The sequence below is a fragment of the Conchiformibius steedae genome (genome assembly GCF_014054725.1).
Classification (GTDB): Bacteria; Pseudomonadota; Gammaproteobacteria; order Burkholderiales; family Neisseriaceae; genus Conchiformibius; species Conchiformibius steedae.
Genome location: NZ_CP059562.1, coordinates 41,459 through 58,770, shown reverse-complemented (window position 1 = coordinate 58,770; position 17,312 = coordinate 41,459). Strand labels below are relative to the sequence as shown.

Sequence of the window (17,312 nt, the reverse complement as noted above, 5' to 3'; positions counted from 1 at the left end):
CAGAATGATGATAAACAACCGAACCATCATCAGGAAACCCTATTAGCCCCTGCTGCTGAAGAAAACAGTGCTCCAAGCATGCAGCGGGAAATTGATTCCAGCGCATTAGAAAAAAATCATCAAACTCAAGCTATTGCAGATGAAGAAACTATCCGGCTTGAACATTCTGACGGGCAACATCATCCGGAATCTATTTTGTCGGAAAACGAAAACAGCGAATACCAAGTGCAAGCAGTCAGCGATACGCAAACCGATGTACCGGATACACAAACAGAAACCATGCGTCCCGTATCAAATAAAACCATTTTAAATCATATTTCTACAGATGCTTTGGCACAGGCAAAACCCATAGGGCAACGCGCTCAAGCACCACAAAATACCTTCAGTTTGCCGAACGCCAATAAGGGCAAGCCTTATAAAGCCCCGTTGCCTGCAGAGGTTGAAATTTTGCAGATTATACCTGCAGATATCGGTTTGTTTTGGGATAAAGAAACACACGCAATTAGCGGCACGCCCCAATACAGCAATAATGTGCGGATTAAATATCGTTATTGGGTTAATAGAGGTTGGGCAAGAAGAGAGTTTTTTGAGAATGGCGAGCAGACTGTTTTTGTTAATCCCGACCCGAAAGATTTATGGGAAAACATACCGTCTAATCAAAACGACCGTTTTGCCAAACCCGACCAAGACAAACTTAATCTGACCACAGATGAGGGACGTTTGATTGCTGCACGGGTGCGTGGGCGTTCTCATGCGCATAAGGGTTTGTTTTGCGATGATGATTTTGCTTTGTACTATGATGAAGCCAGCCGTGTGCATTTGTTGGCGGTATCAGACGGGGCGGGCAGTGCGGAGTTTTCGCGTTTGGGTTCGCAAGTGGTGGTACATGCCGTGCGCGATACGGTAAAGGAATTTTTGCATCATCCGGAAAAGGATTTTTACAAATTACCGGTATTGGATATTCAACAGCAAGAGGATGTATTAAAAAGTTTGTTGGAACAAGCTGCTTATGCTGCTTGTGCAGAACAAAATAAAGTGGCAAAACAAAACGGTTTGGCTTTAAAAAGTCTGTCGTGTACCCTGTTGGTGGTGCTGACCATGCCCGCAAAAGATGGACGTTGGTTGTCGGCGGCGTATTGGGTGGGCGACGGTGCGGCGGCGTTGTGGTTGCCGCAGAGCCAACAAGTTATTTTATTGGGTGAAGCAGACAGTGGTGCGTATTCCGGCGAAACCCGTTTTTTGTCGGCGCAGGAAGTACAGCCCGAACAATTGCAAAAACGTTTACAAACGCATTATACCGAGCAAAAACCCACCGTGATGGTGATGACGGATGGGGTGTCGGATGCCAAATTTGAAACCGAAGCCCGTTTGGCACAGGCAGAAGAATGGCAGAAATTGTGGGATGAATTACAAGAGCCTTTGGCAGCGGCAGACAGTGCTGAAGCATTGATTCATTGGTTGGATTTTTGGTCGCCCGGCAACCACGATGACCGCACGTTGGCATTGTTTATTCCTCATCACGCACCGCAAAACCATTATCAGGAAGGTGGAAAATAATGAGTAAAATTATTACTGTTACCGCAACCAATGGTCAAACCATACGTTTTATTGATGAGGTAAAAGCACAAGGGGGGATGAAAGATGTGAAATTTTCCCCCGATGGCGATTATGTGGTGGCGTTTTTCCGCGAAAAAGCCGACCCTGCCGTGCGCGAACGTTTGGAAATGATTGCAGGGCGTTACCGTGAGCGCATTTTTGAACAGGAAGGCGGGGAGTATCTGAAAAAACTGTATTGCTGGCCCACCGCCGTGGTGGAACATGAAGGACATTTGGGCGTGGTGTCGCCGTTTTACCGCGATTGCTTTTTCTTTGAACATGGCAGCCAAAACAATGATATGCTGGGGATTAAAGGCAAAGAAAAGGATGGAAAATGGTTTGCCAGTGCGTCTAACCGCCAAAAATTTTTAGACCCGCGCGAATTGGGTGATTGGATGAGCCATTTGAAAATCTGCATTATGCTGGCGAGGGCGGTAAGGCGTATGCATATGGCGGGGTTGAGCCACAGCGATTTGGGTTATAAAAACTGCCTGATTGACCCTGTGAGCGGTCAGGCGTGCTTGATTGATATTGACGGCTTGGTGGTGCCGGGAAAACATCCGCCGTCTGTGGTGGGTACACCCGATTTTATCGCGCCCGAAGTGGTTGCTACTGCCCATTTGCCCACAGACGACCCGCAGCGCAAACTGCCCAGCCGAACCACTGATTTACATGCTTTGGCGGTATTGATTTATATGTATTTATTGTACCGCCACCCCTTGCGCGGCGATAAAATTCACGACCCCAACGACACCCAAAATGATGAAACGCTGGCAATGGGCAGTCAAGCCTTGTTTGTGGAGCACCCTAACGACCGCAGCAACCGCATTAAAACAGCCAATGTCAAACCCAGCGAATTACCGTGGAAAGACACGGACAAAATGCCTTATACGGTGTGCGGCAGCTATATTGCCAAACTGTTTGAACAGGCTTTTATTGACGGCTTGCACGATCCGAACAAACGTCCGACCGCAGACGAATGGGAACGTGCCTTGGTTAAAACCGTAGATTTGTTGCAACCTTGTGCCAATGCGGATTGTAAGCAAAAGTTTTACGCCTTTGATAACCGCAGAAACCCCGTGTGTCCGTTTTGCGGTACGCCGCATTCGGGCAGCCTGCCCGTATTAAATTTATATTCTGCCGCGCCCAATGGCAGCTACCGTCCCGATAATCACCGCATTATGGTATACAGCGGACAATCCTTATTTAAATGGCATGCCGACAGCAATGTTTTTCCCAACGAGCGTTTAAGCACGGAAGATGCTAAAAGGGTAGGTTACTTTCTTTTACATAACGGCGATTGGTGGCTGGTAAACGAAAAATTGCCCGAAATGCACGATGTGGTGCAAAAAACCCCCGTTCCCATCGGCGGCAAGGTTAAACTGGCAGACGGCGTGCAGATTTTATTGCAAAAAGGAACAGGCGGACGTTTGATTGTGGTGCAAATGGCAGGCAATTAGATTCTGTTTTGAAACCAACGGATTTTTTAATTTTTAACCTGATTTGAAAAGAGAGAATAATAATGAACGAGCATCTGGGTTTTCCTGTGGAAACGGTGGCTGTTTTCGTGATTTTGTCGGTAGGTGCAATCTTAATTGATTTATATGCCCACAAAGACGACAAACCCATGTCCTTAAAAAGCGCGTCCTTGTGGTCGGTGTTTTGGGTGCTGGTATCTGTGGCATTTGGCGGGTATTTGTGGGTGCATCACGGCAGCGAAACCGCCAGCCTGTTTTACACGGGCTATGCACTGGAAAAAGTGCTGTCGGTTGATAACCTGTTTGTTATGATGGCGATTTTTACTTGGTTTAAAGTACCGGAAGGATATCGCCACCGTGTATTGTATTGGGGCATTATCGGTGCGATTGTGTTCCGTATGATATTTGTGGCAATTGGTACGGGGTTGCTGGCATTCGGACCTTATGTGGAGTTAATTTTCGCCGCAGTGGTGGGTTGGACTGCCGTTATGATGCTGAAAAACAACGATGAAGACGATGAAAACGAAGATTATTCCGAACATTTGGCTTATCGTTGGGTGCACCGTTTTTTTCCGGTGTGGCCGCGTTTGTTCGGGCATAACTTTTTCTTAAATGCCAAAGAATTGGAAGAAGCCCGTGCAGCGCATCCCGATGTGCGTTTGGAATTGGCGGGCGAAGATGTGAAACACCCCGAAAACAGCCATCCGCATCCGCTGAAAAAAGGTGCGTGGGTGGCGACGCCGTTATTTTTGTGTTTAGCGGTGATTGAGCTGTCAGACGTGATGTTTGCCTTTGACAGCGTACCTGCGGTGATTGCCGTGTCTAAAGAACCTTTAATCGTGTACAGCGCGATGATGTTTGCCATTTTGGGTTTGCGTACCATGTATTTTGTTTTGGAAGCCTTAAAAGGTTATTTGGTGCATTTGGAAAAAGCGGTGATTTGCTTGCTGTTTTTTATTGCGGTCAAATTGGCATTGGCGGCAACCAATCATTTATGGCATCACGGCTGGGATATTTCGCCCAATACGTCTTTGCTGGTGGTATTGGTGGTGTTGTCTATCGGTATTGCCGCATCGTTTGTTTTCCCTGAAAAAGAAGACAATAAAGATTGAGTGTAAGGGGCTGTGCCTGTTGTACAGCCCTATGTGTTAAACAGTCAGTAAAGAAACCATTATGGCAGTAACCTTAAGTAAGGGTCAAAACGTTTCCCTGAATAAAACCGACCCCACCTTAACGCGTATTCTGATTGGCTTGGGCTGGGACGCACGCAGCAGCGACGGACAGCCGTTTGATTTGGATGCCAGCGTGTTTATGACCACCGATAATGGCAAAGTGCCTTCCGATTCTTGTTTTATTTTTTATAATCAGTTAATTTCGCCATGCGGTTCGGTACAGCATACGGGCGACAACCTGACCGGCGACGGCGATGGCGACGATGAATCCGTAATTGTGGATTTGGCGAAAATTCCCGCCAATATTCAATCTTTGTTTATTACCGTTACCATTCATGATGCCGAATTACGCAGACAAAATTTTGGTCAGGTAAGCAATGCTTTTGTGCGTTTGGTAAACCATGAAACCGATATGGAAGTATTGCGCTTTGATTTATCGGAAGATTACAGCACCGAAACGGCAATGGTGTTTGGTGAGGTGTACCGCCGTAACGGCGAATGGAAATTCCGCGCCATCGGACAGGGTTATGCAGGCGGTTTGTTTGCCCTGTGCGAGCAGTATGGCGTGAATGTGGAATAATCTGAATTTTTTGTAGTTAGGAGAGCACTATGGCAGTCAGTTTGCAAAAAGGCGGCAACGTCAATTTAAACAAAGAAGCCCCCGGTTTGAATAAAATGATTATCGGCTTGGGCTGGGACGTACGCGCCACAGACGGCGAAGCCTTTGATTTGGACGGCAGCGCATTCTTGTTGAACGGCGCGGGAAAAGTACGCTCGGATGCGGATTTTATTTTTTATAACCAACCTGCTTCCGACAATGGTGCGGTGGTGCACAGCGGCGACAACCGCACCGGCGACGGCGACGGCGATGATGAATCCATTGTGGTGGAATTGGGTAAAATTCCTGCCGATGTGGACAAAATCGCGATTACCGTAACCATTCACGAAGCCCAACAGCGCGGGCAGAATTTCGGACAGGTATCCAGCGCGTTTATCCGCTGTGTCAATGCCGATAATGATGTGGAAATTGCCCGTTTTGATTTGTCGGAAGACGCATCGGTAGAAACCGCCATGATTTTTGGCGAAATTTACCGTCATAACGGCGAATGGAAATTTAAAGCGGTGGGACAGGGTTTTCAAGGCGGATTAGCCGCACTGGCACAGCATTTTGGTGTGGATGTGTAAACACATCGGTTTTGGATTGCAATCTTATAGGAGAAAAACATGGCAATCAGTTTGCAAAAAGGTCAAAAAATTTCTTTGGCAAAAGAAAGCGATAACACCCTGCGTTCAGTGGTGATGGGCTTGGGTTGGGACGCCGTGAAGAAAAAAGGTCTGTTTGGTTTGGGCGGGCGTAAAGAGGTTGATTTGGACGCTTCCTGCCTGATGTTTGACGACAAAAACGAATTGTGCGATGTGGTTTTTTTCAACCATTTGCGCAGCGAATGCGGCACGGTGCAGCACAGCGGCGACAACCGCACCGGCGATGGCGACGGCGATGACGAACAAATTGCCGTGGCGTTAAACCGTGTGCCGGCAAACATCAAATCCTTGGTTTTTACCGTCAGCAATTACACGGGGCAGGATTTCAGCCAAGTGGAAAATGCCTATTGCCGTTTGATTAACGGCGATACCGGTCAGGAAATGGCACGTTACGATTTGTCGGCACAAGGCAATCACACCGCACAAATTATGGCGAAATTATACCGTCATAACGGCGAATGGAAATTGCACGCCATCGGTGAAAACAGCCACGGCTCCACTCCCGACAAAATTGTCCCGCGCATTTTACCGCATCTGTAAAAGCGGGTTTTGGCACTGTTCGGGCAGCATCGGTTTGTTGCTGCCCGAACTTCCCTGAAAGTTTTTTGTTTTCGGATGGCGCTTATGATTGGCATGCATACTCTGGCTTATAATGAAAAATTTGATACTTTTCAAATTATTGGCAATATGGCAAACCGTCATGGTCTGATTGCGGGGGCAACCGGTACGGGTAAAACCGTTACATTGCGGAAAATGGTTGAGGTGTTCAGCAGTCAGGGCATTCCTGTTTTTTTGGCTGATGTGAAAGGCGATTTATCCGGTTTGGTGAAAGCAGGTGCAGCAGAAGGAAAAATCGGTAGCCGTCTAGACGAATTGGGCTTAAACGCAGAATATTTCAGCGGCTTTCCCGTGCGTTTTTGGGATGTGTACGGTCAAACTGGCATTCCCGTGCGCGTCAGTATGGAGCAGATGGGCGTGCTTTTGCTGGCAAGGCTGATGAATCTGAACGATGCACAAGAAGGCGTATTAAATCTGGTATTCCGCGTGGCGCAGGACAAAAACTGGCGTTTGATTGACATTGCCGATTTACGCAGTATGCTGAATTTTGTTTCGCAAAACCGTCATCAATATCAAACCATTTATGGTAATGTTTCCACCAGCACCATCGGTGCCATTCAACGCCAACTGCTGCAGCTTGAAAGCGAACAGGCAGAAAAATTTTTCGGTTTGCCCAAATTAGACCTGCACGACTGGCTGCAACAACGTAAACAACAAGGCATAATCAATATTTTAAACGCCGACAAACTGATTTATTCACCACGTTTGTACAGTGCGTTTATGTTGTGGTTTTTAGAAGAGCTGTTCCGCATGATGCCGGAAAAAGGCGATGGCGGACTGCCTGAATTTGTGATGTTTTTTGATGAGGCGCATTTAATGTTTGATGACGGTCATCCGGCATTGATGCGTAAAATCGAGCAGATGGTGCGCCTGATACGCTCTAAAGGCGTAGGCATTTATTTTATTACCCAAAGTCCTGCCGATATCCCCGAAAGCGTATTGGGGCAACTCAATAACCGTGTCCAACACGCCTTACGCGCCTATACACCGCGCGAGCAAAAAGCCGTGCGTACCGCTGCCGAAACCTTCCGTCCCAACCCTCATTTAAATGCCGTACAAGCCATTTCCGAATTGGCGGTGGGCGAAGCCTTGGTTTCGTTTTTAGACAAAGACGGTATTCCCAGTATGGTGCAGCGTACTTGGATGATGCCCCCGCGTTCCCGTTTACTGCCCTTAAACGGCACCGAGCTGCAAGAATATGTGCAGGCCGACCCCCTGTATATCCGTTATCGCGACAGCGAAAAAGTTTTTTCCGCATACGATGAAATAGAGCTATTGGCACAACAGCAAATTGATGAAGACAATCATGATGTAACAATTGGCAATACGGATTTTATTACCCATATTACCGTTACCCCCACCGTTTCACTGAAATCCGTTGAATGCCAACATCTGACCAAAGGTCAAAATGCCCTGATACCTTTGAACGGTTCTGCCCGTTTATTGGTGCGTTTGGGTTGGCAATCCCCTGCCAATACCGTGTTAGACATCAGTGTGTTTATGTTGGATAAGCAGAAAAAAGTGATTTCCGACAACCATATGATTTTTTATAATCAAACCGCCTCACCATGCGGCTCGGTGATTTTGCATCCCGATGGGCGGCGGCAGAGCGATATTAACCTGTCGGCAGTGCCGGAATCCGTACACGCCCTGTTATTTGCTGTTACGGCGGATACGGCAGGCACAACAAACCATGTGGGATTTGGTGCAGTCAATCACGCATTTATTTCCATTTATGACGAACAGGGCATCAACGAACTGATGCGTTTTGATTTGCCTGATGATGTTCATCAGGAAACCGCCATGATTTTTGGCGAAATCTACCGTTATCAAAATGATTGGAAGTTTCGTGCTGTGGCACAAGGCTATGCGGGCGGGTTGGACAGCTTGTGCAAACAATATGGATTACTGGTATCATAGCCTTGTGGTGTGATGATTTTTCTTGTTTTTTCTAATGGAGTAATATTATGGCAATCAGTTTGCAAAAAGGCAGCAACATCAGCTTAAGCAAAGAAGCACCGGGTTTAAGCAAAATGTTTATCGGTTTGGGCTGGGATGTGCGCGTAACCGAAGGCGAAGCCTTTGATTTGGACGGCAGTGCTTTTTTATTGAATGCCGCAGGCAAAGTGCGTTCTGAAGCGGATTTTATTTTTTACAACCAAAACCGTTCCGATAACGGCGCAGTAGAACATAAAGGCGACAACCGCACCGGCGAAGGCAGCGGCGATGATGAAACCATTTGGGTAGATTTGGCACAAGTACCTAATGATGTGGATAAAATTACCGTTGCTGCCACCATTCACGAAGCCGATGCCCGCCGTCAGAATTTCGGACAGGTATCGGGTGCCTATATCCGCTGTGTCAATGCCGATAACGGCGTGGAAATTGCCCGTTTTGATTTGTCGGAAGACGCATCGGTAGAAACTGCCATGATTTTTGGCGAAATTTACCGTCATAACGGCGAATGGAAATTTAAAGCCGTAGGGCAGGGGTTTAAAGGCGGGTTGGTTGCGGTAGCCCAAAACTTCGGTATTGCCTTGTAATACATAAATGGCTGTTTTAAAATTAAAAACAGCCCTATTTTTCATAATTAAGCACCAGCGCCCGTTGGGTATGTTTGGTACATAAGGGCGCTGGCAACTATGAACTATGCTTAAAACGTATAGCCTGCTTTTAACCACCACAAAGCCCGTTTTTTGTCAGATGCACCGTCATCACTGCCACGCAAAGCCACTTTACTTTGCAAATAGAAGCCTTTTGCACGAACTTCCGCACCCATACCGCCCCCATATAGTGATAAAGTGTTTTTACCTGTTGCATAAGGCTTTTGCTGTTGGCGCATTCGTGCCACATCAAAAAAACCACTAATGGCAAAATAAGGATTAAAAGCATAACGCAATTCCGTTTGTGCCATAATCCCTGTATCGGCAGAGACATCATTACTGCGATAGCCTGATACACCATCTGCCCCACCAGCACTCATCTGCTCGCCCGAGTCCAAATTTTTACTGGCCCATTGCCCACTCAGATTGCCTGAAACACTTAAGTTTTGCGTAATAAAACGGTTATGTCCCACATTGGCGTTAAATTTATGATAACGTCCTTGTGTTTTAGCGGCAGCAGCATCTAATAAACGTGCATCTTCATCCACAATATTCAGCTTGCCCGTAGCTGCGTTTACCGACCAATAAGTATAACTGCCGGCAGCAGAATCGCCATATACATTACCGTTTAAACCCGCATTAAATGCAAAAAGATTTTTGCGTGTTACCGTATCGCTTACGCCAATTTCATCACGCAATTTCCGCCGTTCCCCACCCATACTTAACCATAAATTACGTTTTTGCCCTAATACCAAAGGATGGCGTACACCCAAACTGATTGTATCGGCATGTCCCGATGCCTGTAAGTCCTTAAATGCCCCACCCAAATCATAGCGGGTACGTCCTACTTCTGTTGTCCATTTTGTACCACGGCTTCCCACTGGCACATCTGCTGCCAATTTTGCCGAATCCACCCCCTTAAAGCTGGACATCAGCCGTAGCGAAAAACGTTCGCCACGTTTAAACGGACTGTTTAAATAAACATCGGCATGGGTGCGGATACGTCCCGTGGATTTGCTGCCATAATTATCTACCGATACCGAGCCATTTAACAAAGGCGCAGGCAAAAGTGCAACCGTAACATCGGCTTTACCCGTTTCTGATGATGGCGCAAGCCGATAATCTACCTGCTGAATGCCTGCCAGCCCGCGCAACAACATCAAACCACGGTCACTTTTATCCTGCTGAAAACTGCTGCCGCTACGGATTGTATCCGCTAAATATTTCCTTACCGTACTATCCGATACCCGCGAAGCATTTTCCAAATTAACCGCACCAATACTGCCTTCAATCACTTGTACAGTAACCACGCCGTTTTCGATACGTTGGGGCGGAATAACCGCTACTGCCAAAGGATAGCCTGCTGCATGATAATATGCACTAATTTGCTCTGCCAAATGATTTAAATCGCTTAATGTTGTGGACTTGCCAATATAAGGCTTAACCAAATTGCGGATTTCATTTTCAGACAGTAGCGATGCGCCTTCTATTTGGATATTTTGTACTTCAAAATTTGACGTATCCGAGAGGGCTTTACTAGAAGAAATAGCAATCTCTTTAGCTTCATGTGTAGTCTTACTTGTATTAGGTAGTGCATTAGCAGAAACAAGTATAGGGCATATTAAAAAGCATGCAATAAATATTGAAATACTTTTCAAGTCTTTAACTTTAATAATCATATTTTTTTACCACTCCTTTAAGAACCTGAACAGAAGCAGCCATTGAGCTGGATTGTGCAACATGATCAAAATTGATTTTTACTACAGAGTCCGCTTCTAATTCAATCCGACTGCCATCTGAAAATTTGATCGTTCCTTTAACTGATTTAAAATCCGATGAGCCTTGATATTTTACAATATCCCCGTTTTCTAAAGTGCATTGAGATTGACGTTTTTTAGAACATTCAGTAAGTTTATTGTTTCTATATATATGAATGTTAAGGATAATTTTTCCTGTTAGTGGGCTACTTAACGATCCAGGTGTCAATATTACCTTTCTTTGTTTACTAGATAATTTATCTACTTGTTTAAGTTGATTGTTTAAACTTACCAAATTTTGTTTTTCTCTTGTGCTTTCAATTTCTGATGTTATTTTTTGACGTTTACGTTCGTTTGCCAAAAACTCCTCCGTTTTGTTAAGCTGCTCATTTTTCTTTGGGTTGTTATATACCCAAATATGTTTATTTACAACAACAGGTTTATCTTTTTTAAGTTTATCATAATTTTCCTGAACAATATTCAATGCATGACGGTGGGTATGCATATGATCCCGACCATGGTCGTCAAGTATGCCTTCATGAAGGAAGTATATATATTCATTATCATATTTATCATTAAAAACCTGTGTATCAAAAGAAGATACAGGATCAGAGTTAAAGGCAATATGTAGTCTTGAGTTTTTGGGATTTAATTTATTTTTACTTAAAGTATCTTCATTACGTAATATACCAATTTGTGCAGCATTAAAAACTTTTACATCGATATCACCAATTACTGCTGCGGAATAAGAAGCCAAGCCTCCACCTAAAGAATGCCCCACAGCTGTAATTTTTACATTATCTTCTTCTGTTCTTAATCTACGTACCAATGCTTGTGCAAATTTCAATCCTTCATCATATTGGTTCTCACTTAAGAACTGTAAAACATTTGTATTACCATCTGCTTTAAAAGGATTTAAACTGAATAGACCACCATCATCAGTACCTCTAAAAACAATATAGTATTGATTATTTGAACCAGATTTCTTATATAATGCTGCAGACAATCCAGCACCAGTTGGTTGTTTAAAAAAGCCCTTATCAGCAATATCAATCACTGTATTCACACCAAGTTTTTGTGCTAATTCAGAATCCTTTCGCACGACCTCCAAATACTTATTTTCCTCATCTTTATCTTTGGCACAATTTTTCCCGACACATTTATAGTATCTAAAACCATTAATAGCATTTGGATCTTTTACACGATAAACATCATAAAATCTTTCAGGTGCACCAATAGAAACGACACTTTCATTTCCCTTACCATATACAGCATCTGCCAATAAAATCTCATCATACGAATCATTAATCAATTTAGTATATTTACGTACAATATTTTCCTTTTCCTTTTCCATATCGTTAGGAAAATTCCAAGAATTAGGATATGTGGTTTTTGGAATAACCAGAATTTTTCCATTATTTAATTTAATTTCATAATTTTCCTTTTTCCCCTTGCCCTTTTGGAAATAAACATTTGTTGGGGAAACAGGGTAAACTTCATGTAATTCAGCTATTTGTGCTTCCTTATCATTTTTTCCAAATTGAATATCCACTTGTGAGATGATTTCCCCATTTACTAAACCACTTGCCAAAATACCAATTTTGTCTTTGCTCGGATTTTTTTCATACAAAGGTTTAAAATTATTCATTGCTGTAATAATTAGTGGTCTTTTTGTAATTTTCCATATGCTATCTTTTACCGTAATTTCATAATTTTTGCTGCTATTGCCTGTCAGCTTTAATGTATTCAAAGATTGTAGCTTTTGCGTACCTGTGCCATTAGCAACAACATCAGCACCTGCCAGCGTACCAATCCCTGTCAGCTTTACAGTATTTTTATCTTTTTCTACAATATTATGCAATTCTTTTACATCTTCAGCACGGGCTTGTTTTGTACCATCGTATACCCGTGTACCTAAAATAGATATGGGTCTCTTGGTAATTTTCCATTCACTGCCATTGGTAGTTAATTCATAGTTTTTGCTACCTTCTCCAGTTAATGTTAATACATGGTTTGTTTTGGTTTTGTTGTCATGATAGTTTAAAGAGACTAGTTTTTGTGTGCCATTAGCAACAACATCAGCACCTGCCAAAGTACCGATACCTGTTAGCTTTACAGTATTTTTATCTTTTTCTACAATACCTTTTAATTCTTTTACTTCTTTGGCACGGGCAGCAGTTGTGCCATCATACGGACGTTCGCCACGCAGTGACACTGATGTGATTGACAGCTTTTTAGGATGGATTATGAGTGAGCCTTTTTGCCAATCAATTTCATATTTTTGTTTAAAATTATCACTTACATCGGCAATAGGGTATAAATCGTAACCGTCTTTTTTGACATCTACTGCGCCCACCCAGCCACCGCGCGTGGGATCAATAGTCAGATTCTTCAAACCTGAAGCAGCTGTGTCATTATCAAGCAAACCCGTTACAGAAATTCCTTTCCCCCAACCTTTAAGGGCTTTTAAATCTTCTACATTTTTAATGGGAACACCATCATAAGTTTTGCTGACATTGGGTGCTTGAACAGATAAAGATTTATCGGCAGCAATGGTAATTTTGCCTTCGGTCAAGGCGCGAAGGCGAGGATAGTCTTTGCCTTCATCAATACGCCAAATTTCTTGAAAATCCCATTTTTCAATATGTTGAGGATTATGTTGGTATTGATAGGTGGCTTGTTGCTTCATTTGCGCAGTGGTTTTAGCTGCAGATGAACCATCGGATTTAATTCCTGTAGTTTGAGTATCATAAAAACTCGCAAAAATATAAGGTTTGTTATTATTTGGTTTTTCTTCTCCGTTTTCAAATGTTGTAAAGTGATGCTTGCCAAAAAATGCATGGGTATTTTGATTGCCATTAATTTTTCCAGAAACATAGGTATTAATGATTTCAGGGGCAGAATTGGAGTGATGGCTTTTGCCAACTAATCCTCCTACATTTTGATTACCATCTAAATTAACATTGCTATAAGTATTATTTAAGTAAAAACTGGCATAATTAAATCCACCACTGTGTTGTTTAAGGTTGCCTACGAAGCCACCAACATTATCATTTGCATTAATTTTTCCTGATACATAGGACTGGATAATCATATTATTTGAAGGTGTTGCTCCTGAAACTGAAACGTCTGCATACCCAATTACTCCACCAACATTATTATTTGCTCTAATATTATTATTGCTGTGTGTTTTATTTACTTCTAGACTTCCCCCTAGACTGGATACAGAGCCAATTAAGCCACCTACAGAATCATTGCCTGTTATTATAGTTTGGGAAGTTGAGTTTGTAACACGAATATCTCCAGCATAAAAAGTAACACCACCTCCTATACCGTTGGTATAGGTATTACCAATAAATCCTCCTACTGAGTTATTGCCTTGAATAGTTCCATTGACTTTGCTATTATATATTTCTACATTATGGATGCCAGTAGTTGCATTGCCAATGAACCCGCCAATATTATTTTTACCTTTTATATTGATCTTTTCTAAATTTAAATCACGAATTGAAAGATAGCCTGCATTGCGTAAAAAACCAACATTATCTTCCGTTGTATTAACCGTAAAATTTTTAATTGTATTGCCTAAACCATGAATTTCTGTAGAAATCTCTTGATTGGTTTCAAATCCTGCAAAATTATTTCCCCAATTTGCAGTATCACTCATATCAAAATCACTACCTAATACAACTATATTGTTGTAATTGGCTACACTAGTAGTATCTTTGTTAAACAGTTGTTCAAAATCTTGCTTGGTACGTTTTTTATCATTTGAAAACACATTTACTATTGTTTCTTCGATATGGTCTCCATTTTTAAATTCCAATGTTTGACCAGAAGGTAAAGAAATTTTTCCATTTTTCCCTAGTGAGTAAGATGTGTATGGATAAGAAAATGATGAATCTTGTTTATGTAAACCTAATGTGGCATTATTTAAACCTGTGAGTTTGTTATTAATATAGTTGTTGTTTTTGCCTTTTAAAGTCAGCTTATTTTTATTCCAAATAATTGGATCATTAATTGTTAGATCTTTATCTGAATAATGGTTGCTTTGCAAGATAACATTATTCTTTTTTAAGAAATTAGAAACTTGTTGTCCGTCTAAAGGGGCATTTTCTTTATCTACTTTAAGATTATGGATGTTGATTGTTAATGTACCGTCTTTTCCATTGGTTGCTAAAGTAGAAATAGTAGTGGCTTTATTCATATTCATGGTATTGGTTTTAATATTAATATTACCACCATTACCTGTGCCAGTTGCTTCAGCTTTTAAGCTGCCTGAAATTTCTGTGTCTGTGTACAATGCAGCATCATCACTTAGCAGTTCAATTACACCGTTTTTATTTTGTACAGTATTGGCTCGGATTATGCCAGTGTGTTTAATTAAAGATTTTTTAATAGCATCTGCTCCTTGAGCGGTTAAGACAACACGTCCACCATCTGCAAAGATTGCACCACCATTTTCTACTAATCCTTGAATTAAGCCATAATCGACCTGATAACTAAAATTATCATCTGAGAAAGTTACCGTTACATTATCCCCAGAAGCGAATAAGGTATTACCTTTAGGGGTGGTAATATTGCCATGATTTTTTACAATAGGGGCAATTAAAGCAACTGTTCCCCCTTCTGGAACAGTAATATTGCCATGGTTTTTTATTGCACCCCTATTATCATAAGCATTATAAAGACGGAAATTACCTGCCATAAATTCATCATTATCCATATCTGCACTGCTGGCAAGCAATCCACCTACATTGATTTTTGCGCCATTACCTATTAAAGTGCCATGCGGATTTAAGACAAACACCTTGCCATTGGCACGCAATGCGCCGTCGATTACACTGCGCTCGTTGCCAATTACACGGTTAAGCATAATTGAACGGGTGTCGGGCTGGCTGAATTGTACGGTTTCATCATGTTTAATACCAAATTTCTGCCAATTAATTGCTGCTTTTGGGGTGGTTTGATGAATATCGGTTAATTTTCCCTGCTGGGAAATGGTAGCGGCGCCGCGTACCACTTCGCCACCTTGAGGAGCTGCTTGAACTGTGGAAATACCGGTAAATGCCAATAGTGCGCCAATAATGGCAGTTGGCAAAAACGGTACACGAATCCGCGCAGGTGCAGAAACCGTTGTACCGTTCTGTGTTGAGCAAGATTGGGTTTTGTGCCGTCCTTTACCGTGTTCCGAAACGGCTTGGTGGGTTTGGGTATGGGCGTTATACACCACGCGGTAGATGCGGTTCATCACAATTCCTTATTATTTAATAAGCATAATTTAAAAAGCTATCCCATCAATTTTTTGTTATGGGATGTAGCATTTTAATGTATTTTATCTGGAATTCAAACTTTAATTCCGTAACATTCGTAACAAATATGATAAAAAGAAATCCAATTGAAATTAAATCAAATTATTTCTGCTACAACGGACATAAAGTGAAAATTGGCGTGAAGCGTGCCGAAGTATTTTTAGGCTTGTTATTCAATGCACATCAGCACGGGCAAGTTTTAACTTGGCAAGATTTGATACAGGTATTGCGTATCAATGAACCCAATTTAACACTTTATCGCAGCCAGCTCGGACGGATTTTGCATTTTTGGGATAAATGTTTTGCACAAACAGGCACGCCATTGCAGATTGAAGGCATAAGCAAACGCACGTATACCGGACCATGGCGCTTGGCAGTAAAGCAACCTTGCCACTTGTTTTGGGATCAAAAGAGTAATCATGCAGAAACCCAACACGCCGTTTTGTTTATCAATAATGATGATTGGACTTTGGCGGATTATTTAAAGCGTTTATGCGGTTTGCTTCAGATTTGGGCAGAGGCGGATATGCAGTTTAAAGCAGGCAATTTAATCGAAGCCGATAATCAATTACGTCAATTGGACGACTTCCCTTTACATCCCAGTTTAAAAATGCTGCTGGGGATGCGGCGGATATGGCTGTTGCGCTGTTGTAACCGTTTGGATGAAGCCAGAGATTTATTGGCTGCCATGTGGCGGAATGTGGATTCCGGCAGTCGGATAGGGCAGTTATTGCAATTGCAAACAGCGTGGTTGGTTTATGAATCAACACCTGTTTGGGAAATATCTCAACTGCAGGGGGTAGCAGATTATTTGCCCAATCCCCAGCCCAGTAACGAAGCAGATACCACTGTATTGATGGAGTGGCATAATTTACAGGCTTTATTATTAAAATGGCAGCTATATGGCGGTAATGGTTCGCGTAAAAATCATGTGTTACATCACCGTGTATTGGCACATTTTCAATCAGCCGTGTTTTATGCTTTGCAAAATAATAATTTGTATCGTTTGCATAATTTTATATTAAATTTGGCCGATTATCTGCATCATGTTACCGATCAGTTTTCCGTCCCCATAAAAGGTATTTTGGCTTGTTATCAATTGATAATGGATATGGAAAATTATAATCGCCATGAAGAACACAGTACTTGGGGCTATTTGGCATTTGCCGAGTTCTATTGGTGCCGTTCGTCAGAATTAAAACAAAGTACAGAATATAAAGAATTTTGCGATCGGCGTAGCAATAATTATGATTATAATCCCGAGCATATTCAATTTTATTCTTCTTTAGAAGATAAGGTGGAAAGGGAAGGGGCGATTCAGTCGCGTGCTTTATTATATATGGTTTATATGCGATTTTTGCGCCAAATTAATGGCAGTAACACACCTAAATACAATCAATTGCAAGAAAAATTAGCACAACTTAAAACAGAAAAGCCTGAATTATGCACTTATTTAAATCAATATGTTTTTCCTTAATTATAGTTGATTAAAATCGTAACGATACGGTGTTGC

Annotated in this window: 11 protein-coding genes; 9 read left to right on the top strand and 2 right to left on the bottom strand. The window is 42.3% G+C overall.

Going from position 1 to position 17,312, the window contains the following annotated elements:
* Nucleotides 1–195: 195 nt before the first annotated feature.
* The 8 genes from H3L98_RS00290 (at nt 196) to H3L98_RS00255 (ending at nt 8,670) form a co-directional block, all read left to right on the top strand.
* Nucleotides 196–1,557: a PP2C family serine/threonine-protein phosphatase gene (locus H3L98_RS00290; RefSeq protein WP_169733469.1), complete on the top strand. Its 1,362-nt coding sequence runs from the start codon at nt 196–198 to the stop codon at nt 1,555–1,557.
* The gene (locus tag H3L98_RS00285; RefSeq protein ID WP_027022261.1) at nt 1,557–3,056 is read left to right on the top strand and encodes a helix-hairpin-helix domain-containing protein; all 1,500 of its coding nucleotides are present in this window, start codon (nt 1,557–1,559) and stop codon (nt 3,054–3,056) included. The genes H3L98_RS00290 and H3L98_RS00285 overlap by 1 nt, the downstream gene beginning before the upstream one ends.
* 62 nt (nt 3,057–3,118) lie before the next feature.
* A complete protein-coding gene (locus H3L98_RS00280; protein WP_027022260.1) occupies nt 3,119–4,186 on the top strand; it encodes a TerC/Alx family metal homeostasis membrane protein in 1,068 nt (355 codons plus the stop codon).
* Between the two features lie 61 nt (nt 4,187–4,247).
* The gene (locus tag H3L98_RS00275; protein WP_027022259.1) at nt 4,248–4,826 is read left to right on the top strand and encodes a TerD family protein; all 579 of its coding nucleotides are present in this window, start codon (nt 4,248–4,250) and stop codon (nt 4,824–4,826) included.
* A 29-nt stretch (nt 4,827–4,855) separates the two neighbouring features.
* Entirely contained in the window at nt 4,856–5,431 is a 576-nt protein-coding gene (locus tag H3L98_RS00270; RefSeq protein ID WP_027022258.1) for a TerD family protein, read from the top strand.
* Nucleotides 5,432–5,470: 39 nt separating this feature from the next.
* Nucleotides 5,471–6,049, top strand: coding sequence for a TerD family protein (locus H3L98_RS00265; protein ID WP_027022257.1), 579 nt, complete (start codon nt 5,471–5,473; stop codon nt 6,047–6,049).
* Between the two features lie 93 nt (nt 6,050–6,142).
* Nucleotides 6,143–8,047, top strand: coding sequence for a helicase HerA-like domain-containing protein (locus tag H3L98_RS00260; protein ID WP_246327791.1), 1,905 nt, complete (start codon nt 6,143–6,145; stop codon nt 8,045–8,047).
* A gap of 47 nt (nt 8,048–8,094) precedes the next feature.
* Nucleotides 8,095–8,670, top strand: a complete 576-nt coding sequence (locus H3L98_RS00255; RefSeq protein ID WP_027022256.1) for a TerD family protein — start codon at nt 8,095–8,097, stop codon at nt 8,668–8,670.
* Nucleotides 8,671–8,780: 110 nt separating this feature from the next.
* Here the strand turns inward: H3L98_RS00255 and H3L98_RS00250 are convergent, their stop codons facing one another.
* Both H3L98_RS00250 and H3L98_RS00245 read right to left on the bottom strand, forming a co-directional pair.
* On the bottom strand, nt 8,781–10,409 hold the full coding sequence (locus tag H3L98_RS00250) for a ShlB/FhaC/HecB family hemolysin secretion/activation protein (RefSeq protein WP_084481890.1): 1,629 nt from the start codon (nt 10,407–10,409) through the stop codon (nt 8,781–8,783).
* On the bottom strand, nt 10,399–15,738 hold the full coding sequence (locus H3L98_RS00245; RefSeq protein WP_084481895.1) for a two-partner secretion domain-containing protein: 5,340 nt from the start codon (nt 15,736–15,738) through the stop codon (nt 10,399–10,401). Before H3L98_RS00245 ends, H3L98_RS00250 begins: the two co-directional genes overlap by 11 nt.
* 77 nt (nt 15,739–15,815) lie before the next feature.
* On the opposite strand from H3L98_RS00245, the gene H3L98_RS00240 reads away from it, so the two are divergent.
* Nucleotides 15,816–17,276: a hypothetical protein gene (locus tag H3L98_RS00240; protein ID WP_156932311.1), complete on the top strand. Its 1,461-nt coding sequence runs from the start codon at nt 15,816–15,818 to the stop codon at nt 17,274–17,276.
* Nucleotides 17,277–17,312: the final 36 nt, after the last annotated feature.

Excerpts from the sequence above, each read along its gene's own strand:
- H3L98_RS00255 (WP_027022256.1), top strand. The coding sequence starts at position 8,095 with ATGGCAATCAGTTTGCAAAAAGGCAGCAACATCAGCTTAAGCAAAGAA.
- H3L98_RS00265 (WP_027022257.1), top strand. The coding sequence starts at position 5,471 with ATGGCAATCAGTTTGCAAAAAGGTCAAAAAATTTCTTTGGCAAAAGAA.
- H3L98_RS00280 (WP_027022260.1), top strand. The coding sequence starts at position 3,119 with ATGAACGAGCATCTGGGTTTTCCTGTGGAAACGGTGGCTGTTTTCGTG.
- H3L98_RS00260 (WP_246327791.1), top strand. The coding sequence starts at position 6,143 with ATGCATACTCTGGCTTATAATGAAAAATTTGATACTTTTCAAATTATT.
- H3L98_RS00285 (WP_027022261.1), top strand. The coding sequence starts at position 1,557 with ATGAGTAAAATTATTACTGTTACCGCAACCAATGGTCAAACCATACGT.
- H3L98_RS00245 (WP_084481895.1), bottom strand. The coding sequence starts at position 15,738 with ATGAACCGCATCTACCGCGTGGTGTATAACGCCCATACCCAAACCCAC.
- H3L98_RS00270 (WP_027022258.1), top strand. The coding sequence starts at position 4,856 with ATGGCAGTCAGTTTGCAAAAAGGCGGCAACGTCAATTTAAACAAAGAA.
- H3L98_RS00240 (WP_156932311.1), top strand. The coding sequence starts at position 15,816 with ATGTATTTTATCTGGAATTCAAACTTTAATTCCGTAACATTCGTAACA.
- H3L98_RS00275 (WP_027022259.1), top strand. The coding sequence starts at position 4,248 with ATGGCAGTAACCTTAAGTAAGGGTCAAAACGTTTCCCTGAATAAAACC.
- H3L98_RS00250 (WP_084481890.1), bottom strand. The coding sequence starts at position 10,409 with ATGATTATTAAAGTTAAAGACTTGAAAAGTATTTCAATATTTATTGCA.